Annotated in this window: 26 protein-coding genes; 16 read left to right on the forward strand and 10 right to left on the reverse strand. The window is 65.4% G+C overall.

Annotated features, from left to right (window positions below; all coding sequences use genetic code 11):
- Positions 1-84: 84 nt before the first annotated feature.
- The 9 genes from fdxA to ASD75_RS06985 all read right to left on the reverse strand — a co-directional run bounded on the left by fdxA (position 85) and on the right by ASD75_RS06985 (position 9,105).
- Positions 85-414 carry a ferredoxin FdxA gene (gene fdxA / locus ASD75_RS06945; RefSeq protein WP_056744243.1) on the reverse strand — a complete coding sequence of 110 codons (330 nt, stop codon included), beginning with the start codon at positions 412-414 and terminating at the stop codon, positions 85-87.
- 114 nt (positions 415-528) lie between these two features.
- Positions 529-1,899, reverse strand: a complete 1,371-nt coding sequence (locus ASD75_RS06950; RefSeq protein WP_056744245.1) for a sulfate adenylyltransferase subunit 1 — start codon at positions 1,897-1,899, stop codon at positions 529-531.
- A complete protein-coding gene (gene cysD / locus ASD75_RS06955) occupies positions 1,899-2,852 on the reverse strand; it encodes a sulfate adenylyltransferase subunit CysD (protein ID WP_056744248.1) in 954 nt (317 codons plus the stop codon). Before cysD ends, ASD75_RS06950 begins: the two co-directional genes overlap by 1 nt.
- 14 nt (positions 2,853-2,866) lie before the next feature.
- Positions 2,867-3,490 carry a phosphoadenosine phosphosulfate reductase family protein gene (locus tag ASD75_RS06960; RefSeq protein ID WP_056744250.1) on the reverse strand — a complete coding sequence of 208 codons (624 nt, stop codon included), beginning with the start codon at positions 3,488-3,490 and terminating at the stop codon, positions 2,867-2,869.
- Between the two features lie 34 nt (positions 3,491-3,524).
- Positions 3,525-3,911, reverse strand: a complete 387-nt coding sequence (locus tag ASD75_RS06965; RefSeq protein ID WP_056745094.1) for a DUF934 domain-containing protein — start codon at positions 3,909-3,911, stop codon at positions 3,525-3,527.
- Between the two features lie 40 nt (positions 3,912-3,951).
- Positions 3,952-5,736, reverse strand: coding sequence for a nitrite/sulfite reductase (locus ASD75_RS06970; RefSeq protein WP_056744252.1), 1,785 nt, complete (start codon positions 5,734-5,736; stop codon positions 3,952-3,954).
- Between the two features lie 6 nt (positions 5,737-5,742).
- Complete coding sequence (locus ASD75_RS06975; RefSeq protein WP_056744255.1) at positions 5,743-6,546, reverse strand: sulfite exporter TauE/SafE family protein; 804 nt, start codon at positions 6,544-6,546, stop codon at positions 5,743-5,745.
- 131 nt (positions 6,547-6,677) lie between these two features.
- Positions 6,678-8,639 carry an FAD-dependent 5-carboxymethylaminomethyl-2-thiouridine(34) oxidoreductase MnmC gene (gene mnmC, locus ASD75_RS06980; protein ID WP_056744257.1) on the reverse strand — a complete coding sequence of 654 codons (1,962 nt, stop codon included), beginning with the start codon at positions 8,637-8,639 and terminating at the stop codon, positions 6,678-6,680.
- A gap of 193 nt (positions 8,640-8,832) precedes the next feature.
- Positions 8,833-9,105: an oxidative damage protection protein gene (locus tag ASD75_RS06985; RefSeq protein ID WP_010461281.1), complete on the reverse strand. Its 273-nt coding sequence runs from the start codon at positions 9,103-9,105 to the stop codon at positions 8,833-8,835.
- 158 nt (positions 9,106-9,263) lie between these two features.
- On the opposite strand from ASD75_RS06985, the gene ASD75_RS06990 reads away from it, so the two are divergent.
- From ASD75_RS06990 to ASD75_RS07060, 16 genes are all read left to right on the forward strand, one after another.
- Positions 9,264-10,286 (forward strand): sulfate ABC transporter substrate-binding protein, encoded by a 1,023-nt coding sequence (locus ASD75_RS06990; protein ID WP_056744259.1) that lies wholly within the window; start codon positions 9,264-9,266, stop codon positions 10,284-10,286.
- A 177-nt stretch (positions 10,287-10,463) separates the two neighbouring features.
- Positions 10,464-11,054 (forward strand): NADPH-dependent FMN reductase, encoded by a 591-nt coding sequence (ssuE, locus tag ASD75_RS06995; protein WP_056067455.1) that lies wholly within the window; start codon positions 10,464-10,466, stop codon positions 11,052-11,054.
- A 138-nt stretch (positions 11,055-11,192) separates the two neighbouring features.
- Positions 11,193-11,369, forward strand: coding sequence for a hypothetical protein (locus ASD75_RS07000; RefSeq protein WP_156379578.1), 177 nt, complete (start codon positions 11,193-11,195; stop codon positions 11,367-11,369).
- A gap of 58 nt (positions 11,370-11,427) precedes the next feature.
- Positions 11,428-12,399: a sulfonate ABC transporter substrate-binding protein gene (locus ASD75_RS07005; protein ID WP_056744263.1), complete on the forward strand. Its 972-nt coding sequence runs from the start codon at positions 11,428-11,430 to the stop codon at positions 12,397-12,399.
- Positions 12,400-12,440: 41 nt separating this feature from the next.
- Positions 12,441-12,581, forward strand: a complete 141-nt coding sequence (locus tag ASD75_RS23895) for a hypothetical protein (protein ID WP_165836556.1) — start codon at positions 12,441-12,443, stop codon at positions 12,579-12,581.
- A 46-nt stretch (positions 12,582-12,627) separates the two neighbouring features.
- Entirely contained in the window at positions 12,628-13,791 is a 1,164-nt protein-coding gene (ssuD, locus tag ASD75_RS07010; RefSeq protein WP_056744266.1) for an FMNH2-dependent alkanesulfonate monooxygenase, read from the forward strand.
- A 23-nt stretch (positions 13,792-13,814) separates the two neighbouring features.
- On the forward strand, positions 13,815-14,189 hold the full coding sequence (locus ASD75_RS07015; RefSeq protein WP_056744268.1) for a VOC family protein: 375 nt from the start codon (positions 13,815-13,817) through the stop codon (positions 14,187-14,189).
- Entirely contained in the window at positions 14,186-15,052 is an 867-nt protein-coding gene (ssuC, locus tag ASD75_RS07020) for an aliphatic sulfonate ABC transporter permease SsuC (protein WP_056067463.1), read from the forward strand. Before ASD75_RS07015 ends, ssuC begins: the two co-directional genes overlap by 4 nt.
- Before the next feature lie 48 nt (positions 15,053-15,100).
- A complete protein-coding gene (locus tag ASD75_RS07025) occupies positions 15,101-16,063 on the forward strand; it encodes an aliphatic sulfonate ABC transporter substrate-binding protein (protein WP_056744270.1) in 963 nt (320 codons plus the stop codon).
- A 4-nt stretch (positions 16,064-16,067) separates the two neighbouring features.
- Entirely contained in the window at positions 16,068-16,877 is an 810-nt protein-coding gene (locus ASD75_RS07030) for an ATP-binding cassette domain-containing protein (RefSeq protein ID WP_056067467.1), read from the forward strand.
- A gap of 60 nt (positions 16,878-16,937) precedes the next feature.
- On the forward strand, positions 16,938-17,153 hold the full coding sequence (locus ASD75_RS07035; RefSeq protein WP_015013774.1) for a molybdopterin-binding protein: 216 nt from the start codon (positions 16,938-16,940) through the stop codon (positions 17,151-17,153).
- Positions 17,154-17,496: 343 nt separating this feature from the next.
- Entirely contained in the window at positions 17,497-18,105 is a 609-nt protein-coding gene (locus tag ASD75_RS07040; RefSeq protein WP_056744272.1) for a TetR/AcrR family transcriptional regulator, read from the forward strand.
- 205 nt (positions 18,106-18,310) lie between these two features.
- The gene (locus ASD75_RS07045; RefSeq protein ID WP_056744274.1) at positions 18,311-19,312 is read left to right on the forward strand and encodes an NADP-dependent oxidoreductase; all 1,002 of its coding nucleotides are present in this window, start codon (positions 18,311-18,313) and stop codon (positions 19,310-19,312) included.
- Between the two features lie 131 nt (positions 19,313-19,443).
- Complete coding sequence (locus tag ASD75_RS07050; protein ID WP_056744276.1) at positions 19,444-20,151, forward strand: SDR family oxidoreductase; 708 nt, start codon at positions 19,444-19,446, stop codon at positions 20,149-20,151.
- A 399-nt stretch (positions 20,152-20,550) separates the two neighbouring features.
- Positions 20,551-20,955, forward strand: coding sequence for a GreA/GreB family elongation factor (locus ASD75_RS07055; protein ID WP_056744278.1), 405 nt, complete (start codon positions 20,551-20,553; stop codon positions 20,953-20,955).
- Between the two features lie 123 nt (positions 20,956-21,078).
- Positions 21,079-22,035 carry a universal stress protein gene (locus ASD75_RS07060; protein ID WP_056745096.1) on the forward strand — a complete coding sequence of 319 codons (957 nt, stop codon included), beginning with the start codon at positions 21,079-21,081 and terminating at the stop codon, positions 22,033-22,035.
- Between the two features lie 56 nt (positions 22,036-22,091).
- On the opposite strand, the gene ASD75_RS07065 is transcribed toward ASD75_RS07060, so the two are convergent.
- A complete protein-coding gene (locus ASD75_RS07065) occupies positions 22,092-23,456 on the reverse strand; it encodes an LLM class flavin-dependent oxidoreductase (RefSeq protein WP_056744280.1) in 1,365 nt (454 codons plus the stop codon).
- Positions 23,457-23,460 lie beyond the last annotated feature (4 nt).

Raw genomic sequence — 23,460 nt, forward strand, 5'->3', positions numbered from 1 at the left:
AAGACCTGTGCCACCGTGGAACTGGCTTTGCCAGGCCACTGGTGGCGTCCCCCTTGGGGGATGGCGCGAAGCGACTCAGGGGGGTCACTTGACTAGTTCGTTGACCTTGCCCGGCTTGCCGTTCCACTCGTCGGCGTCAGGCAGCGCGGGCTTGCGTTTGGTGATGCTCTTCCAGCCGTCGGCAAAGGACAGATCGGCGTTGAGTTTGATGAAGGCGATCTGGTCGGCCGGCAGGTCTTCTTCGGCAAAGATGGCGTTGGCCGGGCACTCGGGGATGCAGACGGCGCAATCGATGCACTCATCGGGATCGATGACGAGCATGTTCGGGCCTTCGCGGAAGCAGTCCACGGGGCACACGTCCACACAATCGGTGTACTTGCACTTGATGCAGTTTTCGGAAACGACGTGGGTCATGACAGGAGTTGTGTGGGTCGGTGAAAACCCTCGATTTTAAAAGCTTTCACCGACCTTTGGTTGCAGGGTCCCTCACCCCGATGGGGTGACTGGGGCTTGGGGCGCTGATCTGGATCAGTTGACGAGCACGGCGCCAGCGGTTTTGTGGCTGGCGGTGTCCACCAGAATCAGCGAGCCCAGCACGCGGGCCTGGCTGAATGCTGCGGCGGGAATCGCCTCCTGCAGCAGCAGGTCCACATGGCCTATGGCATTGGGATCGAGCTGTGTGGCGGCTTCTTCGGCCAGCGTGTTGATGTTGAGCTTGTGCACCACGGCCTTGACCTTGGCCTTGACCCAGCGGTGGCCGTGGAGCGCCCAATACACGCGGCCTGCAACCAGCGGCTCGTCGTCCATCCAGGCGACGGTAGTGCGCAGCTCGCGGCTGGCGGGCCAGGCCGGGGTGGCGGCGGGCGTGTCGCCAAAGTCGTCATCGGCTGGGGCTGCTGCGGGTGTGGGCGCTGCCAAAATCCAGTCGCCGCGCGATACGTCCACCTCGCGGTCCAGGATGATGCCCGCGCTGGTGCCTGCGGGCACGTCTTTGGGGTGGCGGGCGTGGTCCAGCACCTGGGCCACCGTGGCGAGCTGGCCGCTGGGGAAAATCTGCACCGCCGTGCCGGGCGCAAAACTGCCGGCGGCCACGCGGCCCCAGAACACGCGGCGGCCCTGGCTGGTGTCCGACGAGGACGAGAACTTCTCGACCCACTGCACCGGGAAGGCAGGTGCCAGCGCTGTGTCGGCGGGGGTGTTGGGCAGTTCTTCCAAGACTTGCAGCAGGGTAGGACCGTCATAGCCGCACCAGCCTGCGTGGGCGTCCACCACGTTCCAGCCCTTGAGGGCGGAGACCGGCACCATGGCGCGCACGGTGATGCCTGCCGCCTGGGCAAAGGCCTGCAGTGCGCCTTGAATATGCTTCCAGGCCAGCGCGGGGGCTTCCACCGCGTCCAGCTTGTTCACGGCAAACACCAGCGAGTGCACGCGCAGCAAATGGGCCAGCAGGCTGTGGCGGCGCGTCTGCGGCAGCAATGCGAGGCCGGGGTTCTTCCAGTCGAGCTTGGTCGCATCGACCAGTACCACGGCGGCGTCGGCACTGCTGGCGGCCGTCACCATGTTGCGGGTGTACTGCTCATGGCCGGGCGCGTCGCCAATGATGAACTTGCGCTCTTCCGTGGCGAAGTAGCGGTAGGCCACGTCGATGGTGATGCCTTGCTCGCGCTCGGCGGAAAGGCCGTCGGTCAGCAGGGCCAGGTCGGTCTCACCCTGGCGCTGAACGCCGGCCAAGTGGTCTTGCAGCACGGCCTTGCTGTCCACCAGCAGGCGGCCGATCAGCGTGCTCTTGCCGTCATCGACGGAGCCGCAAGTGATGAACTTGAGGGCGGAAATATGGTCGTTTTGGCCGGTAGCGCTAGTGTTGTTTGCGCCAGTAGCTATTGAATTGATAGCGGTCATCAGAAATACCCGTCCTTCTTGCGCTTCTCCATCGAAGCATCCGATGTCTTGTCGTCCATGCGTGTGGCGCCACGCTCGCTCACGTCGGCGGCCAAGGTCTCGATGACGATCTCGGCCGGGGTGGCTGCGGTGCTTTCCACGGGGGCGGTGCAGGTGATGTCGCCCACGGTGCGGAAGCGCACATCGCGCGTTTCCACCATATCGCCCTCACGCGGCGGGGTCAGCTCGGTCACCGGCATCAGCAGGCCCTTCTTGTCCACCACCTGGCGCTTGTGCGTGTAGTAGATGCTGGGCAGGCCGATCTGCTCGCGGTCGATGTACTGCCACACGTCCAGCTCGGTCCAGTTGCTGATGGGGAAAACGCGGAAGTGCTCGCCGGGCTGCAGGCGGGTGTTGAACAGGGTCCACAGCTCGGGGCGCTGGGCCTTGGGCTGCCATTGGCCGAAGCTGTCGCGGTGCGAAAAGATGCGCTCCTTGGCGCGGGCCTTTTCCTCGTCGCGGCGGGCGCCGCCGATCAGCGCGTCGAAGCGGAATTCCTCGATGGCCTCGAGCAGCGTGACCGACTGGTGCACGTTGCGCGATTCGCCGGGGTGGGCCAGGCGCACGGTGCCGCGCGCCATCGAATCTTCCACGCTGCGCACGATGAGTTCGGCGCCCAGCTCCTTCGCCCGGAAGTCGCGGAAGTCCGTCACTTCAGGAAAGTTGTGGCCCGTGTCGATCATCAAGAGCGGGTAAGGGATGCGGCCCGCGCCAAAGGCCTTTTCGGCGCACTTGAGCATGACCAGCGAATCCTTGCCGCCCGAGAACAGCAGGGCGGGGCGCTCGAAGGCGGCGGCGACTTCGCGCAGGATGAAGATGGTTTCTTCTTCCAGGGCGTCGAGGTGGGAGTTGTTGAGGTGGTAGCTCATGTTGTTGGTTTTCTCAAGCAGCGCTGAGTCGGTGCGGGCATTCATGGTCGGACCTGGGGTCAGTGGGCAATATGCAGGCCACACTCGCGGTTGTCTTCGCCCTTGGTGGGGTCCACGTAGTCGAAGTTGTTGGGCAGGCCGTGTTTCACGCAGTACTCGTGCAGGTCTTTGGACGACCAGTGCAGCAGCGGCGCGACCTTGATGAGGCCGTCGGGGTTGATGCTCACCGGGTCCATCTGCGCGCGCACGGCGGTGTCAGTGGCGCGCAGCGCAGTGAACCAGACTTGCGGCGCGGTCTCGCGCAGGGCGCGGGCAAAGGGCTCCAGTTTCACCTCTTCGGTGAAGGCGGCGTGGCGTGGGTCATCCAGCGCGGGCGTAGGGCCGTCCACCGCTTCGCGGTGGGCGCGCGAGCGCAGGGGCAGGTAGATCTTCAGCTTCAACCCCAGCTGCTGGGTCACTTCGTCGGCAAAGCGGTAGGTGGCTTCGGTGTTGTAGCCGTTGTCCATCCAGACCACGGGCACGTCAGGATTCACCTGCGTGACCATGTGCAGGATCACGGCTTCGAAGGGGCGGAAGTTGGTGGTGACGATGCTGGTCTTGCCCAGGCCCAGGGCCCATTCCACCAGGGCGGGCGCGTTGCGGCCCAGGTCGGCGTTGATGCGTGCGAGATCGATGTGACTCATGGTGAGGGGCTCGTGTTTCGGTGCGGTGCGCCTGTCAGGCGGCCTGGGCGGCAAACAGGGGTTGGGGGTTCACGGCGTCGCCCTGGTAGAAGCCAGGGAAGCGTTCAAACTGGCGCTGCGCATCGGCAGCGTCCACGCCCTCGCGCAGCACGGCGCTGGAAAAGCCCGTGCGTTGCATCTGCACCAGCTGATCGATCAGCACATCGCCGGTGGCGCGGATCTCGCCCGTAAAGCCACGGCGGCGGCGCAGCAAGAAGGCCTGGCTGAATGCGCGGCCATCGGTGAAGTTGGGGAAGTGCAGATCCACACGGTCCACCCCATCGAGCGGTAGGGCCAGCGCATCGGCATCGTTGGGCAGGGCCACGGCGCGGGCGTCGCCGTCGGCAGGCGGCTGGTGGTCTTGGGCGGCGATTAGTTTCAACATCATGTCTGTGGGGCTGTGCTGTACGGCGCTGCGGGGCTCAGGCGGCAGCGGTTTCTGGTTCTTTGTGGCGTGCCTGCTTGGCGGCTTCCTTGAACGGGTCGAGGCCAGTGCGGCGCACGGTGTTCTGGAAGGTCTCGCCGCTTTCGCGCAGGTCGCGGTAGGCGCCGAGCACGGCCTCGATCACATCCGGCACTTCGGCCGCCGAGAACGAGGGGCCAATCACCTTGCCGGCCACGGCAGCGCCCGACAGGTCAGAGCCGTCGGAGCCGCCCAGCGTGACCTGGTACCACTCCTTGCCGTCTTTATCGACGCCCAGGATGCCGATATGGCCGCTGTGGTGGTGGCCGCAGCTGTTGATGCAGCCGCTGATATGCAGGTCGATCTCGCCGATGTCATCCAGCTCGTCCAGGTCCTGGTAGCGCTGGGTGATGGCCTCGGCAATCGGCAGCGAGCGGGCGTTGGCCAGCGCGCAGAAGTCGCCGCCGGGGCAGGCGATCATGTCCGTCAGCAGCTGCACGTTGGCGCTGGCCAGGCCCAGGGCCTTGGCTTCTTGCCACAGGTCAAACAGGCGGCTGGCGTGCACCCAGGGCAGCAGCACGTTCTGGTCGTGCGTCACGCGGGCTTCGCCGGCGGAGTATTTGTCCACCAGGTCGGCCAGTGCGATCAGCTGCTCGCTGGTGGCGTCGCCGGGCGACTGACCAGGGCGCTTGAAGGACAGTGTGACAGCGCGCAGCTGGGCATTTTGGTGGGCGTGCACATTGCGCTTGAGCCAGCGGCCAAACATCACATGCTCTGCCGCCTGTGCGTCCAGCGATGCCTGCAAGGCTGCGGGGGCCACGTCGGCAATGTCGGCCAGCTTGGGTGGCACAAAGCAGGCGGCCACGCGGTCAAATTCGCCCTGCGGGATGGTGTGGGGGCCGCCGTCGATCTCCAAAATCTGGCGGTATTCGGCTTCCACATCGTCGATGTACTGCTGGCCCTCGGACTTCACCAAAATTTTGATGCGGGCCTTGTACTTGTTGTCGCGGCGGCCGTGCTCGTTGTACACGCGCACGATGGCCTCGATGTAATTCATGATCTGGTTCCACGGCAGGAACTCGCGGATCACGGTGCCGATGACCGGCGTGCGGCCCATGCCGCCGCCCACGAACACCTTGAAGCCGATCTCACCTGCATCGTTCTTGACCAGGTGCAAGCCCACGTCGTGCCAGCCGGTGGCCGCGCGGTCGTCCTTGGCGCCGGTGATGGCGATCTTGAACTTGCGGGGCAAAAACGCGAACTCGGGGTGCAGCGTGGACCACTGGCGGATCAGCTCCGCATAGGGGCGGGGGTCCACGATCTCGTCCACGGCGATGCCTGCCAGCGCGTCGGTGGTGGTGTTGCGGATGCAGTTGCCGCTGGTCTGGATGCCGTGCAGGTTCACGCTGGCGAGCAGGTCCATCACGTCGGCGCTCTTGGACAGCGGAATCCAGTTGAACTGCACATTGGTGCGGGTGGTGAAGTGGGCGCAGTGCGTGGGCAGGAACGTGGTGCCCAGCTTGCCCTGGCCTTCCATGGCGGCCTTGAAGACGGCGGCTTCGGGCTCGTCGTATTCGCGGGCAATCTGCGCCAGCACGCGCAGCTGGCGGCTGGCGATCTCGCCATAAGGCACTGCCACGCGCAGCATGGGCGCGTAGCGCTGCACGTACCAGCCGTTTTGCAGGCGCAGGGGGCGGAAGTCGTCCTCGCTCAGCTTGCCCGTCTGCCAGCGCGTGAGCTGGTCACGGAACTGTGCGGCACGCTGTTTCACGAACTGGGTGTCGAAAGCGGTGTATTGGTACATAGGGACTCAGATCAGAATCAGTTTGAAGCCTGCCCAGGCCAGCAGAATGGACAAGGCGGAGCGAATCAGGCGCTCAGGAGTACGGGCGACGAGGCGAGAGCCCAGCCAGATGCCCGGCAGCGAGCCAGCCAGCAATTGTGCAAGCAAAGGCCAATCCACCGAGCCCAGGGATGCGTGGCCCAGGCCCGCCACCAGGGTCAGCGGCACGGCATAGGCAATGTCGGCACCGATGATGCGTGGCAGCGGCAGCATGGGGTAGACGAGCAACAGCACCGTGACGCCAATGGCGCCTGCGCCCACCGAGGTAAAGGTCACCAGCGTGCCGATCACGGCGCCCAGCAGCACCGGCAGGCTCCAGTGGCGGGGGCGGGTGGGGTCTCCGGTGTGGCTTTTGCGGGCAGCGGCTTCGGCTGCCTGGCGCTGGGCAGAAAACGCCACCACCTTGTAGAGCGTGGCCGCCGCCGTGAGCAGCAGGGCAAAGCCCAGCGTGGTGGTCATGATGGCCTGCGCCGTGCCGCTGGCGGGCCCCAGGACTTTCAGCGCCCACAGCGCCAGCAGCGCCGCCGGAATGCTGCCGGCGCACAACTGGCCCACCACTTTCCAGGGCACCAGCCGTTGGCGGGCCAGGCTCACGGTGCCGCCCATTTTGGTGAAAGCCGCGAACAGCAGGTCGGTGCCGACCGCCATGTGGGGCTTGATACCGAAGAAGAAGATCAGGATCGGCGTCATGAGCGAGCCGCCGCCCACACCGGTCAGGCCAACGATGAGCCCGACGGCAAAGCCCGCAAAAACAAACGCCAATTCATGCATGGCGGCGAATGTAGAGGGGCTTCTTATGGATGCAAACTATTGTTTTGCTCTGCCAATATGTCTATTTGTTTATAAGCAAGGATTGGCGCGGGCTGGCGGAGGGCTGCCTTGGGATGCCTGCGGCGCCCGCGTTACGGCAGGCGCTCGGTGCCCAGCGCCTTGGCCAGCCGCGCATCCAGCGGCAGGGGCTCGCCCTGCACTCGGGCAGCCAGCAGTTCGCCGCACAACAGCGCCAGTGTCAACCCCCGTGCGCCCATGGCCGTGCTGGCCCACAGGCCCGGCAGGTGGACCGCATCCACCGGGCCCACGAGAGGCAGCCGGTCGGGCGCGGTGCAGCGCACGGCGGCCCAGGTGCGCAGAGCGGGGGACTCGCCCGGGGCGGGCTGAGGCGCCGACATGGCCAGCGCCTGGGTGAACAAAGGCTCCAGCTGGGGCGCGATGCCGGGCAGCAGGCCCTGCAGCTTGGCCCAGTTGGTGGCATGGGCGGTGTGGATGTCGGCTGTGCTGGGCGGCAGGGCCTGCACATCGCGTTCGAACGTCGAGCCCATCACCCAGCCTTGATCCCCGTCGGCTTGATCCCCCATGGGGAAACGGGGTACCAGGTTGCCGTTGCCGTTGGCCGGGAACGGAATCAATGGCAGCAGCAGTGTTGCCGGGTCGGCGTGCACGCCCCACGACACCTGGCCGCGCACCGGCTGCAGGGGCCAGCGGTGGTTCAGCAGCGCCGCGCTGCCCGCGCCTGCCGCAATGACCACGGTGGGCGCCTCGGCCAGCACCTGGCCGTGGGCATCGATCACTTGCCAGGTGGCGATGTCCGGACTGTGTGTCGTGGCGGGTGTCTCCACGCGCCGCAGCTGGGCTACCGCGCAATTTCCCCGCCATTGGATGCCAGGTTGGCCCAGCAAGGCCCTGGCCAGACGCGCCGGGCGCACCCAGCCCGCCTGGTGGTGCCAGCAGGCGGTTGCGTCGGGCGGTAACTGGGCAGCAGCCAGGGCAGCGGGGGGGGCAGGCTCGCTCCAGGCGGCACCCGGCCCTTGTGTCCATTCGGGTGACAGGCCGGGGCTGCCGTCAGTGCGGTGCTCCAGCACGCCGCAATACGCCCAGTCCACCCCCTCGTTCAGCAACCAGCGGGCCTGCTCCAGCGTGGAGCGGATGCCGCTGCGCGACAGGCGCGACAGCACGCTGTCGTCGGGAGACACATGGGGCGCGAAGACCCCGGCGGGCAGGGCGGACGCGCCTGCGGCGGGCTCGGCGGCCTGGTCCAGTACAGTGACCTGCCAGCCGCGTCGGGCCAGGCTGGCGGCGGCGGCGGCACCTGCAATGCCGCCACCGATCACGATGCAGGGGCCGGGCAGAGAGGGTTCCGGCGTTGCCCCGGGCTGGCGCGGGGTGCGGGGCTCCCAGCGCGGGTTGAAGGTGGCATGCAGGTTGTCGCGTTTGGGCGGCACGCCGGGCACGCGGGTCACTTCAAAGCCGCATTGCGCCAGGGCATCGCGCACGGCGCGTGCGATGGTCCAGGTGGCGAGCTGTGTACCGCGACGGCAAGAGCGTGCCACGGCCTTCAGCGTGTGCAGGTCCCAGCTTTCGGGGTTGCGCTGGGGGCTGAAGCCGTCGAGGTAGATAGAGTCCACCGTCAGGTTCTGCTGGCGCAGCATGGCCTGGGTGTCGCCCACATACAGGGTGAGCAGCACCCGGCCTTCATCAAAACGCAGGCGGTGCACGCCCGGCAGCAGGCCCCACCACTGGCGGTGCAATGCCTCAGCCAGCGGCGCCAGCTCAGGGTGGACCGAGGTGGCACGCAGCAGATCGGCTGCACTCACGGGCCAGGCTTCTGTCGATACGAAGTGCAGCAGCGTGGGGCGCTTCGGGTCGGCGCGCCAGGCGGCCCAGGTCACCAGGAAATTCAGGCCAAAGCCAAACCCGGTCTCCAGAATGCGCCACTGCGATTGCCCCGCCCAGGCCTCGGGCAGGCCACAGCCGTGCAAAAACACCCGGCGGGCCTGGGTGAGGCCGCCGTTTTCGCTGTGGTAGCGGTCGCCGAAGCGGGGGCTGTAGGGGGTGCCATCCGGCAGCCACTCGATGGGTTCAGTCATGTGGACGGCAAAAGGCCGGCGTGGCGCCGGCCTGTTGGAAAGGGAAGGCGGTTTTTACCGCGAACCGCTCCAGGGTGCGTTGCGTTGCGTCACGTGCCGGGCGGGACATATCCCGCCGCAGCGTCAGCACCGCTGCCGAAGAAATGGTTTTGGCGAAACCACTTTTTGCAGCGCTGCACTTCGCGTCGCTCCGTTACGCGCTGGGCGGGACGTAGCCCGCCGCGGCGTCTGCGCCGCCACCAAAAAAGTGGTTTTCCATCTGGCGTGCCAGGTACTGGCGGGCGCGCGCATCGGCCAGGTTCAGGCGGTTTTCATTGACCAGCATGGTCTGGTGCTTGAGCCAGCCCGCCCAGGCTTCCTTGCTCACGCTTTCCCAGATGCGTTTGCCCAGTTCGCCGGGGTAGGGGGGGAAGTCGAGGCCTTCGGCTTCCTTGCCGAGCTTGATGCATTGAACGGTACGTGCCATGGGATGTCCTTGGTGTGGGGCGAGCGAAAAAGGCTTCGCTCAGATGATTTTGATATTAAGAACTGAAATCTCAGTAGTTCCAGTTTTGAAGAGGGCCTTCCAGAATGCGTTCCATCGGTGATTTGCACCGCAACACATTCACAAAAAGAGGCCCTTCCATGAACTTTCGCCGCGACTTTATCAAGTTTCCCTTCGCCGCTGCCCTGGTGGGCAGTTTGGCCCTGACGGCATTGCCGTCGTTTGCACAGTCTGTGACGCTGCTCAATGTGTCGTACGACCCGACCCGCGAGCTGTACGTGGAGTTCAACCAGGCCTTTGCCAAGCACTGGAAGGCCAAGACCGGCCAGGACGTGACCATCAAGCAAAGCCACGGCGGCTCAGGCAAGCAGGCGCGCTCCATCATCGACGGGCTGGACGCCGACGTGGCCACCCTGGCGCTGGCGGGCGACACCGATGCGCTGCACACCAACGGAGGCTGGATCCCGAAAGACTGGCAAAAGCGCCTGCCGCACAACAGCTCGCCCTACACCTCCACCATCGTGCTGGTGGTGCGCCAGGGCAACCCCAAGGGCATCAAGGACTGGGACGACCTGGTGCGCCCCGATGTGAAAGTGATCACACCCAACCCCAAGACCTCGGGCGGCGCCCGCTGGAACTACCTGGCCGCGTGGGAATTCGCCAAGCGCAAGTACGGTGGCGACGCCAAGGCCAAGGACTTCGTGGCCAAGCTGTACGGCAACGTGCCCGTGCTCGACACCGGCGCACGCGGCTCCACCATCACCTTTGCGCAGCGCAACCAGGGTGACGTGCTGATTGCGTGGGAGAACGAGGCCTACCTGCTCGAAAAGGAATTCGGCACCAAGTTCGACGTGATCGCGCCGTCCATCTCCATCCTGGCCGAGCCCGCCGTGTCGGTGGTGGACAAGAACGTGGACAAGAAGGGCACGCGTGCCGTGGCCGAGGCCTATCTGCAGTACCTGTACACCGAAGAAGGCCAGGACATTGCGGGCAAACATTTTTACCGCCCCGCAGTCTCTGACAAGGCCAAGGCCAAGTACGCCAAGCAGTTCCCCAAGCTGAACCTGTTCACCATCAACGACGCGTTCGGTGGCTGGGACAAGGCTGCCAAGGACCATTTTGCGGACAACGCGAGTTTCGATCAGATCTACACGCGCAAGTAAGCAGGCCCAACCGCCCCGAAGGCGGCTGGGGCGATGCTCCAGCCTCCATGGAAGAACCCTGGCCCCAACGGGCCGGGCGGGGCGTTGTTTGTCCTTTTTATAAGAAAAACAAGCTCAAGCGCTAGTCCGTCATGCGCTGGTAGCTATCAAAACAGTAGTAACAAAGGAACCAACACCATGTCCGCCTTGCTCATCGCTGGCAGCCCTTCAGAGCGCTCCCGCTCCGCCGCCTTGCTCGACGCCGTGGCCCAGCGCCTGTCGGTGCGTGGCGCGCTGGTGGATCGCGTCCATATCCGCGACCTGTCGCCCCAGGCGTTGTTGCTGGCCGATTTTGGCCATCCCACCGTGGTGAAGGCGATTGACCAGGTGGCAGATGCCAGCGTGCTGGTGGTGGCTACGCCCGTCTACAAGGCGGCGTACAGCGGCGTGCTCAAGGTGTTTCTGGATTTGTTGCCGCAGACAGCACTCAAGGGCAAGACCGTGCTGCCCCTGGCCACGGGCGGCAGCCCGCACCACATGCTGGCGCTGGACTACGCGCTGCGCCCCGTGCTGCAGTCGCTGGGTGCCAAGAGCATCCTGCCCGGCATCTACGCCACCGACGCCCAGGTCACGCTGACGCCCGAGGGCACCTACCACGTGCAGGCCGACATTGCCGCCCGGCTGGATGACGCGGTGAACGTGCTGGTCACCGAAACCCTTCGCCCATCGCCCGCCCAGGCCACACGGTTCGCGCCCGTGCATTTCTCGCAAGTGCGATGTAGCGTCTGACGGACCGCGCGCCTGCGGCCCTGGCCGCGGGTGCCCACGCTCCGCCCGCCTTCCTCCTTTCCATTGTTTTCCTGGTAATGCCCGCTGAGCGCAGGCAGGGTGGGCTGTTGCCTGCTTGTACAAAAAAAGGTGCTGTTCATGTCCGGTGACGCAATCCCTCTGTCCGCACAGCCACAGGCTCCATCGGTCCTCGAAGACCGTCCCCTGGGTTTGCGCGACGCCCTGCGCTGGCTGGGTGTTGCCTTGCTGGTGGTGGCTTCGCTTGTGGTCATCGGTGCCTTCTTGCTCATGCCGGTGGTGCCTGTCGCGGGCTGAATTCCCGCAGTTTTGGCCTCTTTTTGCCGCCCCATTTTTCTAGAAACAAACCATCACCATGACGAAACCTTTCTCTCTTCATCGCCGCCAGGCGCTGCTCACCGGTCTGGCCGCCGCCGCTCTCGGCGTCACGGGGGCCCCGGCCCTTGCACAAACGACTGCGCCCGGCCGCGTGCTGCGCGTGGGCCACCAAAAGGGCTGGCTTTCCATCCTCAAGGGCCGTGGCACGCTCGAAAAGCGACTGGCCCCGCTGGGCGTGAAGGTCACCTGGACCGAGTTCAACGCCGGCCCCGTGCAGCTGGAAGCGCTCAACGTCGGCTCCATCGACTTCGGCGACGTGGGCGAAGCCCCGCCCATCTTCGCCCAGGCCGCTGGCGCGCCGCTGGTCTACGCTGGCGCCACGGTGCCGCGCCCCGCGCTGGAGGCCGTGATCGTGCCCAAGGACTCCCCGATCCGCAGCGTGGCCGACCTCAAGGGCAAGCGCGTGGCCTACAACAAGGGCTCCAACGTGCAGTATTTCCTGGTCAAGCTGCTGGAGAAGAACGGCCTGAAATACGGCGACGTGCAGTCTGTCTTCCTGGCCCCAGCCGACGCGCGCGCCGCGTTTGAAAAGGGCGCAGTCGATGCCTGGATCATCTGGGACCCGTTCCTCGCTGCCGCCCAGAAGACGCTGGACGCCCGCCTGCTGGCCGACGCCACGGGTGTGGTCAACAACCGCGCCTACTACTTCACCTCGCGCGACTTCGCGACCAAGAACACCGATGTGTTGCGCATTGCGATCGAAGAGGTCAACGCGATTGACACCTGGGCGTCCAAGAACAAGGCGGCTGCAGCCGCAGAGCTCTCTGCCGTGCTGGGGCTGGACAAGTCCATCACCGAGCTGTACCTGAACCGCGCGCAGTTCGGCACCGCCCCGGTCACGCGCGAGATCCTGGCCGAGCAGCAAGGCATTGCCGACACCTTCTTCGACCTGAAGCTGATCCCCAAAAAGCTCAACCTGCTGCACGCCGCGCCGGTCGATCTGCTGTAACCCCACTACCCAGACCACAAACACGTTCCAAGGAGCTTGCCATGCCTGCGCCCATGCCTTTCCCGTTGCACGCCCAGCTGCGACGCGTTCTGTGCGTCACGGCCACCGCCTGGGGGCTGAACGGTCAGCAGCGGCGCGCAGTCTTGCGCCCGCCCCAGTTCGGCTTTGCCATCTCCTACTGATTTCGTTCGGACCTCGTTGAGATCCCGTTTTGAAGAGACCTGTCCCATGCAAATCTTCTGGTTCATTCCCACCCACGGCGACAGCCGCTACCTTGGCACCGCCAAAGGCGCTCGCCAGCTCAGCCATGACTATCTCCAGCAGGTGGCGGTTGCCGCTGACAGCCTGGGCTACGAGGGCGTTCTGATACCCACCGGCCGCTCCTGCGAAGACCCGTGGGTGGTTGCGTCCAGCCTGCTTGCCGTGACCAGGAAGCTCAAGTTCCTGGTGGCTGTGCGCCCCGGCCTGCACCAGCCCGCACTGGCTGCACGCATGGCGGCCACGTTCGACCGGCTCTCGGGCGGGCGACTGCTCATCAACCTGGTGACCGGGGGCGATCAGGCCGAGCTGGAGGGCGACGGCGTGTTTCTGGACCACGCCACGCGCTACGAGCAGTCGGCCGAGTTCATCCGCATCTGGCGCGAAATCCTCACGCGCAGCCACCAGGGCGAAAGCCTCGACTACGAGGGCAAGCACCTCACGGTGAAGGGCGCAAAGCTGCTGTTTCCGCCCTTGCAGCAGCCGCACCCACCGGTGTACTTCGGTGGGTCGTCCGACGCCGCCCACGACCTGGCGGCCGAGCAGGTGGAGACCTACCTGACCTGGGGTGAACCCCCCGCCGAAGTGGCCAAGAAGGTGGCCGACGTGCGCGCCCGCGCTGCAAAGCGGGGCCGCACGGTCAAGTTTGGCATCCGCCTGCACGTCATCGTGCGCGAAACCGAAGACCAGGCCTGGGCCGCTGCAGAAGAACTCATCAGCCATGTGGACGACGTGACCGTGGCGCGTGCCCAGGCGGTGTTCTCACGCATGGATTCCGAAGGCCAGCGCCGCATGGCACAGCTGCATGCGGGTGGTGTCAAGCGCAGCCGGGCCGACCTGGAGATCAGCCCCAACCTGTGGGCTGGTGTGGGCCTGGTGCGTGGTGGTGCGGGCACGGCGCTGGTGGGTGACCCGGAAACGGTGGCGGCGCGCATCGAGGAATACGCGGCGCTGGGGCTGGACACCTTTGTGCTCTCGGGCTACCCGCACCTGGAAGAGGCTTACCGGTTTGCCGAGCTGGTGTTCCCGCTGCTGCCCGTGGGCGTGCGCGAGAAGCTCTCTGGCGGCAACCCGCTGGGGCCGTTTGGCGAGACCGTCGCCAATGACTTTGTGCCCCGTGCGTCGCAAAGCTGAATCGGCACCGCAGGAGATATGCCATGAGCATCCAGTCCATCAACCACGTGCAACTGGCCTTCCCGGCTGGGGCCGAGGCGCCCATCCGGCGCTTTTACGCCAGCCTGCTGGGCCTGCCGGAGGTGCGCTTGCAGGCCGGTAACACGCTGCGGTTTGCCGCGGGCACCCAGCGCATCGATCTGGTGCCTACCGAGCACTGGCAACCGGCGCCTGCGGTGTCGCACCTGGCCTTCGAGGTGCAGGACCTGCCCGCGCTGCGCCACCGCCTGCTGCAGGCCGAGCTGCCGCTGGTGGAAAACCGCGCGCTGCCCGGCTACCTGCGCTTTTACGTCAAGGACCCGGCGGGTAACCAGCTGGAGTTCCTGGAGCCCGATAACGAACAGGACATCACACCATGACACAGACCACCCGAGAGCTGCAGATATCGCCTGTGGCGGACTCCGTCGATCTCCCGCTCGAAGGGCCTTTGCTCCCAGCGTCGCTAGTCCGCTTTGTGGCCAACGTGGCGCAGCGTCTGCTGCCCTGGGCCGTGCCTGTAGGGCTCATCGTGTTGTGGCAGATCGCCTCTTCTTCGGGCTGGCTGTCCACCCGCGTGTTGCCTGCACCGCTGGAAGTGGTGAAGGCAGCCTGGACGTTGACCCTGTCTGGCGAGCTGTGGACCCACGTCAAGGTCAGCGCAGGCCGGGCGCTGGCGGGTCTGGCCATCGGGGGCGGGCTGGGATTGCTGCTGGGTCTGCTCACCGGCTCGGTCAAGCTGTTCGAGACGCTGCTCGACTCCACCATCCAGATGGTGCGCAACATCCCTGCGCTGGCGCTGATTCCGCTGGTGATCTTGTGGTTCGGCATCGACGAGTCGGCCAAGCTGTTCCTCATCAGCGTGTCGGTGTTCTTTCCGATCTATCTCAACACCTTCCACGGCATCCGCAATGTGGACCCGGGCTTGATTGAGATGGGCCGCACCTACGGACTGGGGCGCTGGCAGCTGTACCGCCAGATCATTCTGCCCGGCGCCTTGTCGAGCATCCTGGTGGGACTGCGCTTCTCGCTCGGCCTGATGTGGGTGATCCTCATCGTGGCAGAGACCATTTCGGCACAGGCGGGTATTGGCTACCTCACGATGAATGCGCGTGAGTTCCTGCAGACCGACATCGTGCTCGTGGGCATCCTGCTGTACGCGTTGCTGGGCAAGCTGGCTGACGTGTTTGCCAAGGGGCTGGAGCGCTACTGGTTGCGCTGGCACCCCGGCTACCAGACGGCTTGAGCTGCGGGGCCCTGACTCCGACATTCCTACAACGCATTCATCACGACCATGACCCTTCCTTTCCTGATTCATCGGCGCACCGTGCTCGGTGCCATTGCGGCCCTGTCCAGCGGCCTGGCTGCGGCGCAAGGCAAGCCCGAGACCTTGCGCATTGGTTTGCAGAAATCATCCACACTCACCACAATCCTGCGAACACGGGGCACGCTGGAGCAATTGCTGGCACCGCTGAACGTCAAGGTCTCGTGGCACGAGTTCACCAGTGGCCTGCCTTTGCTCGAAGCCCTGAACCTGGGCAACATCGATGTCAGTGCCGACGTGGCCGACACCGTGCCCGTCTTCGCCCAGGCGGCCGGCGCCAACCTCACCTTCGTGGCGCAGGAATCGCCATCGCCCGCCGCCCAGGCCATCGTGGTGCGTGCCGATTCACCCATCAAGACCGTGGCCGACCTCAAGGGTAAGAAGATCGGTTTTGCCAAGGCGGCGGGCGTGCACTTCTTGCTGATTGCAGCCCTGGAGAAGTCCGGCCTGGCGTTCAAGGACATCGAGCCCGCCTACCTCACGCCGGCCGACGGCCGTGCAGCCTTTGAGCGTGGCGCCATTGACGCCTGGGTGGTGTGGGACCCGTTCCTGGCCGCCGTGCAAAAGCAGTCGGCGGTACGGGTGCTGGCCGACGGGCGTGATCTGGCGTCTTACCAGCGCTATTACCTGGCCGGGACTCCCTATGCCAAGGCCCGACCCGATGTACTCGGTGTGTTCTTCCACGAGCTGCAGAAGGCGGGTGCCTGGGTCAAGCAAAGTCCCAAGGACGCAGCCGCGCTGCTGGCACCGGTGTGGGGGCTGGATGCGGGCGTGATCGAGCTGGCCAATAGTCGCCGCAGCTATGAGGTGCGCGCCGTGGTGCCCACGGCCCTTGCCGAGCAACAGCGCATTGCGGATGCCTTTTGGGCTGAAAAGCTGCTGCCCAGGCGCGTGAATGCCCTCGATGTGCCTCTCTTCAAACCCGGAGCCTGATGTCATGAGCCAGAACGATCCCAACACAGCGCAGGGCGTGCGCCTGGAAGTGCGCAGTGTGGACAAGCGCTACGGCACGCGCGATGTCCTCAAGAAGACCGAGCTCACGATTGAACCCGGCCAGTTTGTCGCCATTGTGGGCCGCAGTGGCTGCGGCAAGAGCACGCTGCTGCGCCTGGTGGCGGGCCTGGAGTCAGTCTCTGGCGGTGCGATCCGCCTGGACGGCCGGGACATCACGGGCCTGAGCGGTGACACCCGCATCATGTTCCAGGACTCGCGCCTTTTGCCCTGGAAGCGTGTGGCAGACAACGTGGCCCTGGGCCTGCCTCCCGAGCGGCGCGGCGCTGCGGCCGATGTGCTGGCGCGCGTGGGCCTGGGCGACCGGCTGGGCGAATGGCCGGCACGCCTGTCGGGCGGCCAGCGCCAGCGCGTGGCCCTGGCGCGTGCGCTGGTGCACAACCCGCGCCTGCTGCTGCTGGACGAACCCCTTGGTGCGCTCGACGCACTGACCCGCATCGAGATGCACCGCCTCATTGAAGGCCTGTGGCGCACCAGCGGCTTTACGGCATTGCTGGTCACCCACGACGTGCAAGAGGCCGTGGCCCTGGCCGACCGCGTGATCCTGATCGAAGACGGCCAGATCGCGCTGGACCAGCGCATCGACCTGCCACGCCCCCGTTCGCACGGTGACGCCGCGTTTGCCGCCATCGAAAAACGCATCCTGGACCGCGTGCTGCAAAAGCCCGATGGCGACCCTGCGCACGAGGCGCCATGGCCAGGTGTGCCAGCGCATGGCCTGCGCTGGGCGGTGTGATTTTTCTGTTTCTCTCACCCACTGTTTTCATTTTTCAACGGACTATTCAAGGAGAACCCCATGTCCATTCAAGCCATCAACGTACGCAACCAGTTCAAGGGCAAAGTGCGCGAGATCATTCGCGGCGATGTCGTCTCTGAGGTCGATGTCGAAACCCCCTGGGGCATCGTCACCTCCGTCATCACCACCCGTTCGGTGGACGACCTGGGCCTGGTCGTGGGTTCCGATGTGGTCGCACTGGTCAAGTCCACGGAGGTGTCCATCGCCAAGCTGTGATGAAGCACGGCCCGCCGCCACCACTGGTGTTGCGGCTGAATCGCGCACAAAACGGGCGCTTGAGGCGATCCGCTGCGTGCGGGGGCCTGCTGTGCTCTGGATGAAGACTGCGACAGGCGAATAGCTCGCTTGGAAACGGTCGCATCGCAGGAGGGGAGGGCTGGGGGCTCATCAAGACAGCCGCAGCCCGCCTTCTTTTTTACCATCCTCCACGTGCCTGTTGATGGCGCTGCTCGTATTCCAGGCCCCACAGGGGCCTGATTTTTTTTGGGGGGGGACGATGCACGGGCGTGTGTGTAACCCCGTGGACGAAGCGCCGTTGCACTGGATGGTGGATTTATGTATGATAAACATCATGCGAAATAGACAGCCCAATGCCCGAGCCGCCGCCAAAGAGGCGACCCATGAGCGCATCGTGTCGGTAGCGGCGCGGGCGATCCGTCGCCAGGGCTACCATGGCACCGGGGTTGCGGACATCATGAAGGAAGCAGGCCTGACGCATGGTGCTTTCTATGCGCACTTCGAGTCTCGCGAGGCCATGCTCGCCGAAGCGGCAACACAGGCGTGCGCTCAGTCTGTGGCGACGGTTGCGGGCGCTGTGGCGGGGGGGGGCGCCTCGCAGGCGATGGCAACCGTGCTCAAGGCCTACCTTTCGCGCGAACATGTCGAGAGCATCGAAACGGGTTGCCCTCTGGCCGCGTTGGGCTCCGAAACCTCGCGCCAGTCCCCTGAGGTGCGACGCGTCTCCACCCGGCACATCAAGGAAATGGTCGATCTGATTGCGCGCCAGTCACCCCAGTGGGGCCAGCCAGAAAACCATGAACAAGCGCTTGTCACCTTGTCCACCATGGTGGGAGCGCTCGTGCTTGCCCGTGCTGTGGACGACGCCGCGCTGTCCGACAGCCTGCGCGAAGCCGCGCTCAAGCACCTGTTGCCGGCAGAAACGGCATAACGCGGATTCACACCCAGCCTTTTCTTGATCGTGCGATGGCACGCATTTTTTTATCATTACATATGATGTTTATCATGCGAAATTGCGGACCAACCCCTGCACAGCATCTGGTGCGTCATGGAGGGACGGCGTTTTTGGTGGAGCCTCTCCAGTCCATGTGGCTCTGCCGCGCAGCCATGCAATCCCTTGCAGCAAAGGAAACCCCATGAAAGCGTTTGTTCTGGATCGCTATGCCAAAAAGGGCGTACTCCGGCCTGTCGATGTTCCTGCTCCCTCCCTGCGCGACGATGAGGTGCTGGTGGAGGTCCATGCAGCGGGCGTCAACCCGCTCGACGCCAAGATCCGAGATGGTGAGTTCAAGCTCCTGCTGCCTTACAAGATGCCGCTCATCCTCGGGCACGATGTGGCGGGCGTGGTGGTGCGAGTAGGGCCGCGCGTGCGGCAGTTCAAGCCGGGGGACGAGGTCTATGCCCGGGCGGACGACTTTCACATCGGCAGCTTTGCGGAGCTGATTGCGGTCAAGGAATCTTCGCTGGCCTTCAAGCCCCGCAGCCTGACCATGGAAGAGGCAGCGTCGATCCCGCTGGTGGGCTTGACGGCATGGCAGGCGCTGGTGGAGAAGGCCCAGGTCAGCAAAGGGCAGAAGGTTTTCATCCAGGCGGGGTCGGGGGGGCTGGGCAGCATCGCCATCCAGCTGGCCAAGCACTTGGGCGCCACCGTGGCTACCACCGCCGGCGCGGGCAGTGCCGCACTGGTCCAAAGCCTGGGCGCGGACGTTGTCATCGACTACCGCCAGCAAGATTTTGAAAACGTGCTGCGCAACTATGACGTGGTGCTGCACAGCCAGGACAGCAAGGCGCTGGCCAAGTCCCTGCGCGTGCTCAAGCGCGGAGGCCAACTTGTCTCCGTTTCGGGCCCGCCCGATCCCGCATTCGGCGAAACCCTTCATGCGTCGGGCTTCTTGCGGATGGTGTTCCGGCTGTTGAGCGCCGTTACCCGGCGCCGTGCCCAAGTGCTGGGCATTGGCTACTCGTTCCTGTTCATGCGTGCACAGGGCAGCCAGCTGCAGGAGATCACGCGTCTGGTGGATGCAGGGGCCATCCGCCCGGTGATCGACAAGGTGTTTCCCTTCGATGCAACCAACGAAGCCATCGCCTACGTGGAAACCGGCCGTGCCAAGGGCAAGGTCGTCGTCAAGGTGCGCTGAGCTGCTCGCTTACTGCTGCCTCGCACCCGTCTCGCGTCCGTCTCGCACCTATCGAGCCCTCACTCCATATCCATCCGTTGCACAGCCCGTGCATATCCCTGTTCAGTCCCACCCCAACCCTGGAGATTCCCATGAAGATCGAAAACGCTGTTGTCCTCGTCACCGGTGCCAATCGCGGCATTGGCCTGGCCTTTGTTCGCGAGCTGCTCGCACGCGGTGCGCGCAAGGTCTACGCCGCGGCGCGCGATCCGTCCACCATCGTCCCGCAACCCGGCGTGCAGGCTTTGCGCCTGGACGTCAACAACCCCGAAGAGGTGGCGGCCGCCGCCGCGCAGGCGTCTGACGTGAGTTTGGTGATCAACAACGCGGGCATCGCCCAGCCCGGCGGGTTTCTGGCGGCCGACAGCGAAGAGGTGATGCGCCGCATCTTTGAGACCAATGTCTTTGGCGTGCTGCGTGTCAGCAAAGCCTTTGCCCCGGTCCTGCAGTCCAACGGAGGCGGGGCGCTGCTCAACGTGCTGTCTGTGGCGTCGTGGGTGAATGGCGGCGAGCTGGCTGCTTACTCGGCCAGCAAGTCTGCGGCCTGGTCGCTCACCAATGCACTGCGCCATGAGCTGGCCGCGCAAAACACGCAGGTCCTGGGCCTGCACATGGCGTATGTGGATACCGACCTGACGCGCGGCTTTGACGTGCCCAAGACCAGCCCGGTTCAGATCGTTCGGCGCGCGCTGGATGGCCTGGAAGCAGGCGCGGACGAGGTGCTGGCCGATGAGCTCACACAGCATGTCAAGCTCGCGATGACAGCCACGCGACCCAGCTACCTGCCGCAAGTGGCCTGAGTACGCCGCGCAGGGGCCACCCAGCTGGCGTGACGCTCTGGGTGGCCCCTGGTGGCGACAAAGATCGGCCACCCGGCCACCCGGCCGCCGGGTATCTGGCAAGAACCCTGGGGCTATTGCCCCCAGAACCGCCCGTGTTGCCTACACTCCGGCTTATGACGACCTTTCTGGTTTACCCTTTTGCCGCCCTGGCTGTGCTGCCCCGCGCAGCGGCCTGCGCGCGAGCGGTGGCCAAGAAGAACGCGCGTCGTCAGCTGACGCCAGCACATTCCTGAGCCCGGCGGCACCCTCTCTCCTCATCCCCTTGTAGCGCAACCATCCACCGCCGGGCACCAGCCAAGCGCGGTAGCGGCCGTCTTGTCCCCACGGGGCACCGCCGCATTCGATGGAGTGCTTTGTATGCATGCAGTTGTGACCCCTGGCGAGCGCACGCTCACCGACCTGGACTATTCGCGCCTGACCAGGCTGGTCGGCAACCGGCCAGCCCCCTTGCTGGACGACCTGCTGGCCAACGCCGATATCACCAGCCCGCGCACCGTGCAGGCAGACGTGGTCACCATGAATTCACGCGTGGAGCTGGTGGACCAGCACACCCACCGGCGCCAGGTGCTGACCCTGTGCTACCCGCAGGACGCCGAGCCTGCGGCGGGCTTCATCTCGGTGCTGTCGCCGGTCGGCATCAGCCTGCTGGGCTTGCGGGCCGGAGACGTGGCCCGTTGGCAAACGCCCCATGGCGAAGAGTGCTCCGCCACCATCGAAAGCATCCAGTACCAGCCTGAGGCCACGGGCGACTACCTCACCTAGTCGCCTCCGTATTCCGGCCCGTTGCGGGCCGTACCACCAGATCACTGCCCACCAGACTGGCGCCAATCGCATTGGCAGCCGTTGGAGGAGTGCGCGTTGTTCACCACAGAAGGACGTACCACCATGACCCCTCGTTCCATCCTTGCCGTCACCGATTTTTCTGAACAGGGAGGGCACGCGCTGGCGCGTGCGGCGCTGCTGGGCGCAGAGCATCGGGCTGCGTTGCAGCTGGTGTATCTCTCCCAACCCGGCGAAGTGCCGCCACCCGACGTGGCCGTGCGACTGTCGCACCATGCGCTGCAGATTCGGCAGCGCCACCAGATTTCTGTTCATGCCGGAACGCGCATGGATTGCACGGTGGCGGATATCGCCCGCGCGGCAGCGGGTCACGACCTGGTGGTGTGGGGCATGGCCCCGCAGCGCGGGTTGCGGGCCTGGTTCGGCGCGCACCCTGCGATCCAGTTGCTCCGTGCCTGCCGGCGCCCCGTGATCGTGGTGCGTAGCGCAGCGGCACAGCCCTACCAGAGCCTGATGGTGGCGGTGGACTTTTCTCAGGCTTCGCATCGCCTGGTGGAGCTGGGCCTGGCGCTCCACCCCCGCGCACGTGTGGAACTGTTCCATGCCGTCAGCACTGCCAATGAGGGCAAGCTGCGTTATGCCGAAGTGTCGGAACGCGCCATCCAGATCTACCGCGAGCAGTGCAGGCGCCATGCGCAGGACCGCATGTTCAAGCTGACCGACTCGTACGATGCGCGGCGCAACCGGCTTTCATCCTCCATCGGCCGGGGCGACCCGGCGCGGCAGGTGCTGGTGGCGCAGCAAGGTGCCGGGGCCGACCTGATCGTGGTGGGCAAGCATCCCGCGTCCCGGTGCGCAGACTGGCTGTTCGAGAGCGTTGCGCAACGCATCCTCCATGAAGCCCGCACGGACGTGCTGGTGGTACCGCACGGCTTTCAGTCCGCATCCCGGGGGGCCGCCCTGAAACGCCTGGCGACCGATCTGCCCGTGCGCCGTGTCAAGGCAGGCCAGCCGCGCCTGCCGAGTCATCCCAACCCTGCGGCGCTGCAGGGTGGCACATGACGAAGGAGCCCTGCGGACAGCCCTGCCGATGTCATTGGGATCGCCATGCATGATGCCTAGGCCGCCTTCGCGAGCAGTGTTGTGTACCGGCTCGCGGGCCGTGCCAAGCCCAGGTTTTCCCGCAGGGTCGTGCCTTCGTAGGCGGTGCGAAACAGACCGCGCCGCTGCAGTTCAGGCACCACCAGGTCCACAAACTCGTTGAGTGATTGGGGCAATACAGGCGGCATCACGTTGAAGCCGTCCGCCGCCCCGTTCTCAAACCATTCCTGCATGCGGTCGGCAATGGTCTCGGGTGTACCGATCACCACCCAGTGGCCGCGTGCACCGGCGAGGTATTCGTACAGCTGACGCACGGTGTATTTCTCTCGCCGGGCCAGCTCCAGCACCACGTGGGCGCGGCTGTTGATGCCCTTGGGTGGCTCGGGGATGTACGGCGGAGGTGCGTCAAGGTTCCACTTCGACAGGTCCTCTCCGGGCCAGAAGGGGGTGAGAGTGGCCAGGCCCACACTGGGGTGGATCAGGGCCTGCAGCTCGGCCCACTTGGCCTGGGCTTCTGCCTCGGTGCGGCCAATCACGGGGGAGATGCCGGGAAGCACCAGCAGTTCTTCAGGACTGCGGCCGTACTTGGCCATGCGACCCTTCACATCCTTGTAGAAGGCCTGGGCCTCGGCCAGGCTGGTCCAGGCGGTGAAGATGGCTTCGGCCGTCGCGGCGGCCAGTTCCTTGCCGTCTTCCGAGGAGCCGGCTTGCACAATCACTGGGTGGCCTTGCACCGAGCGCTCGATGTTGAGCGGCCCTTGTACCTTGAGGTGTTTGCCCACGTGGTTGAGTGCGTGCAGCTTGTCGGGGTCAAAGTAGATGCCGCTTGTCTGGTCGCGCACCAGGGCGTCGTCGTCAAAGCTGTCCCACAGCCCCTTGACCACGTCCACAAATTCGTGGGCGCGCTCGTACCGCGTGGCGGGGTCCGGGTGCGTGTCCAGGCCAAAGTTGCCGTGCACGTTTTCGGCGCTGGTGGTCACCACGTTCCAGGCGGCCCGGCCCTTGCTGATGTGGTCCAGCGACGCAAACTTGCGCGCCAGCAGGTAGGGGTCTTCGTAGGTGGTGGAGGCTGTGGCCACAAAGCCGATGTGCTTGGTGACGACCGACAGCGCTGCCCACAGCGTCACGGGCTCAAAGTGCGAGATCCGTCCCTGGCGGCTGAAGGACTCGCGGTCGCCCTTGTGCCACACGCCGGGGCTGTCGGCCACGAACACCTGGTCAAACAGGCCACGTTCGGCGGTTTTGGCGACCTCGATGTAGTGATCGATGTTGACACCCGAATCGACCTGTGAGCCCGGGTGACGCCAGGCGGCTACGTGGTGGCCCGTGGCCATGATGAAGGCGCCGAGGCGCAGTTTTCTGGATGTGTCGGGTTGGGTCATGTGA

Source organism: Acidovorax sp. Root568 (assembly GCF_001427445.1).
Classification (GTDB): Bacteria; Pseudomonadota; Gammaproteobacteria; order Burkholderiales; family Burkholderiaceae_C; genus Acidovorax; species Acidovorax delafieldii.

Bases quoted from the DNA above. Each gene is read 5' to 3' on its own strand.
- mnmC (WP_056744257.1), bottom strand. From the start codon at position 8,639: ATGACTGAACCCATCGAGTGGCTGCCGGATGGCACCCCCTACAGCCCC.
- ASD75_RS06950 (WP_056744245.1), bottom strand. From the start codon at position 1,899: ATGACCGCTATCAATTCAATAGCTACTGGCGCAAACAACACTAGCGCT.
- fdxA (WP_056744243.1), bottom strand. From the start codon at position 414: ATGACCCACGTCGTTTCCGAAAACTGCATCAAGTGCAAGTACACCGAT.
- ASD75_RS07035 (WP_015013774.1), top strand. From the start codon at position 16,938: ATGTCCATTCAAGCCATCAACGTACGCAACCAGTTCAAGGGCAAAGTG.
- ssuE (WP_056067455.1), top strand. From the start codon at position 10,464: ATGTCCGCCTTGCTCATCGCTGGCAGCCCTTCAGAGCGCTCCCGCTCC.
- ssuD (WP_056744266.1), top strand. From the start codon at position 12,628: ATGCAAATCTTCTGGTTCATTCCCACCCACGGCGACAGCCGCTACCTT.
- ASD75_RS06960 (WP_056744250.1), bottom strand. From the start codon at position 3,490: ATGAGTCACATCGATCTCGCACGCATCAACGCCGACCTGGGCCGCAAC.
- ssuC (WP_056067463.1), top strand. From the start codon at position 14,186: ATGACACAGACCACCCGAGAGCTGCAGATATCGCCTGTGGCGGACTCC.
- ASD75_RS23895 (WP_165836556.1), top strand. From the start codon at position 12,441: ATGCCTGCGCCCATGCCTTTCCCGTTGCACGCCCAGCTGCGACGCGTT.
- cysD (WP_056744248.1), bottom strand. From the start codon at position 2,852: ATGAATGCCCGCACCGACTCAGCGCTGCTTGAGAAAACCAACAACATG.
- ASD75_RS07060 (WP_056745096.1), top strand. From the start codon at position 21,079: ATGACCCCTCGTTCCATCCTTGCCGTCACCGATTTTTCTGAACAGGGA.
- ASD75_RS07045 (WP_056744274.1), top strand. From the start codon at position 18,311: ATGAAAGCGTTTGTTCTGGATCGCTATGCCAAAAAGGGCGTACTCCGG.
- ASD75_RS07005 (WP_056744263.1), top strand. From the start codon at position 11,428: ATGACGAAACCTTTCTCTCTTCATCGCCGCCAGGCGCTGCTCACCGGT.
- ASD75_RS06975 (WP_056744255.1), bottom strand. From the start codon at position 6,546: ATGCATGAATTGGCGTTTGTTTTTGCGGGCTTTGCCGTCGGGCTCATC.
- ASD75_RS07000 (WP_156379578.1), top strand. From the start codon at position 11,193: ATGTCCGGTGACGCAATCCCTCTGTCCGCACAGCCACAGGCTCCATCG.
- ASD75_RS06990 (WP_056744259.1), top strand. From the start codon at position 9,264: ATGAACTTTCGCCGCGACTTTATCAAGTTTCCCTTCGCCGCTGCCCTG.
- ASD75_RS07065 (WP_056744280.1), bottom strand. From the start codon at position 23,456: ATGACCCAACCCGACACATCCAGAAAACTGCGCCTCGGCGCCTTCATC.
- ASD75_RS07015 (WP_056744268.1), top strand. From the start codon at position 13,815: ATGAGCATCCAGTCCATCAACCACGTGCAACTGGCCTTCCCGGCTGGG.
- ASD75_RS07050 (WP_056744276.1), top strand. From the start codon at position 19,444: ATGAAGATCGAAAACGCTGTTGTCCTCGTCACCGGTGCCAATCGCGGC.
- ASD75_RS07055 (WP_056744278.1), top strand. From the start codon at position 20,551: ATGCATGCAGTTGTGACCCCTGGCGAGCGCACGCTCACCGACCTGGAC.
- ASD75_RS06985 (WP_010461281.1), bottom strand. From the start codon at position 9,105: ATGGCACGTACCGTTCAATGCATCAAGCTCGGCAAGGAAGCCGAAGGC.
- ASD75_RS07030 (WP_056067467.1), top strand. From the start codon at position 16,068: ATGAGCCAGAACGATCCCAACACAGCGCAGGGCGTGCGCCTGGAAGTG.
- ASD75_RS07040 (WP_056744272.1), top strand. From the start codon at position 17,497: ATGATAAACATCATGCGAAATAGACAGCCCAATGCCCGAGCCGCCGCC.
- ASD75_RS07025 (WP_056744270.1), top strand. From the start codon at position 15,101: ATGACCCTTCCTTTCCTGATTCATCGGCGCACCGTGCTCGGTGCCATT.
- ASD75_RS06970 (WP_056744252.1), bottom strand. From the start codon at position 5,736: ATGTACCAATACACCGCTTTCGACACCCAGTTCGTGAAACAGCGTGCC.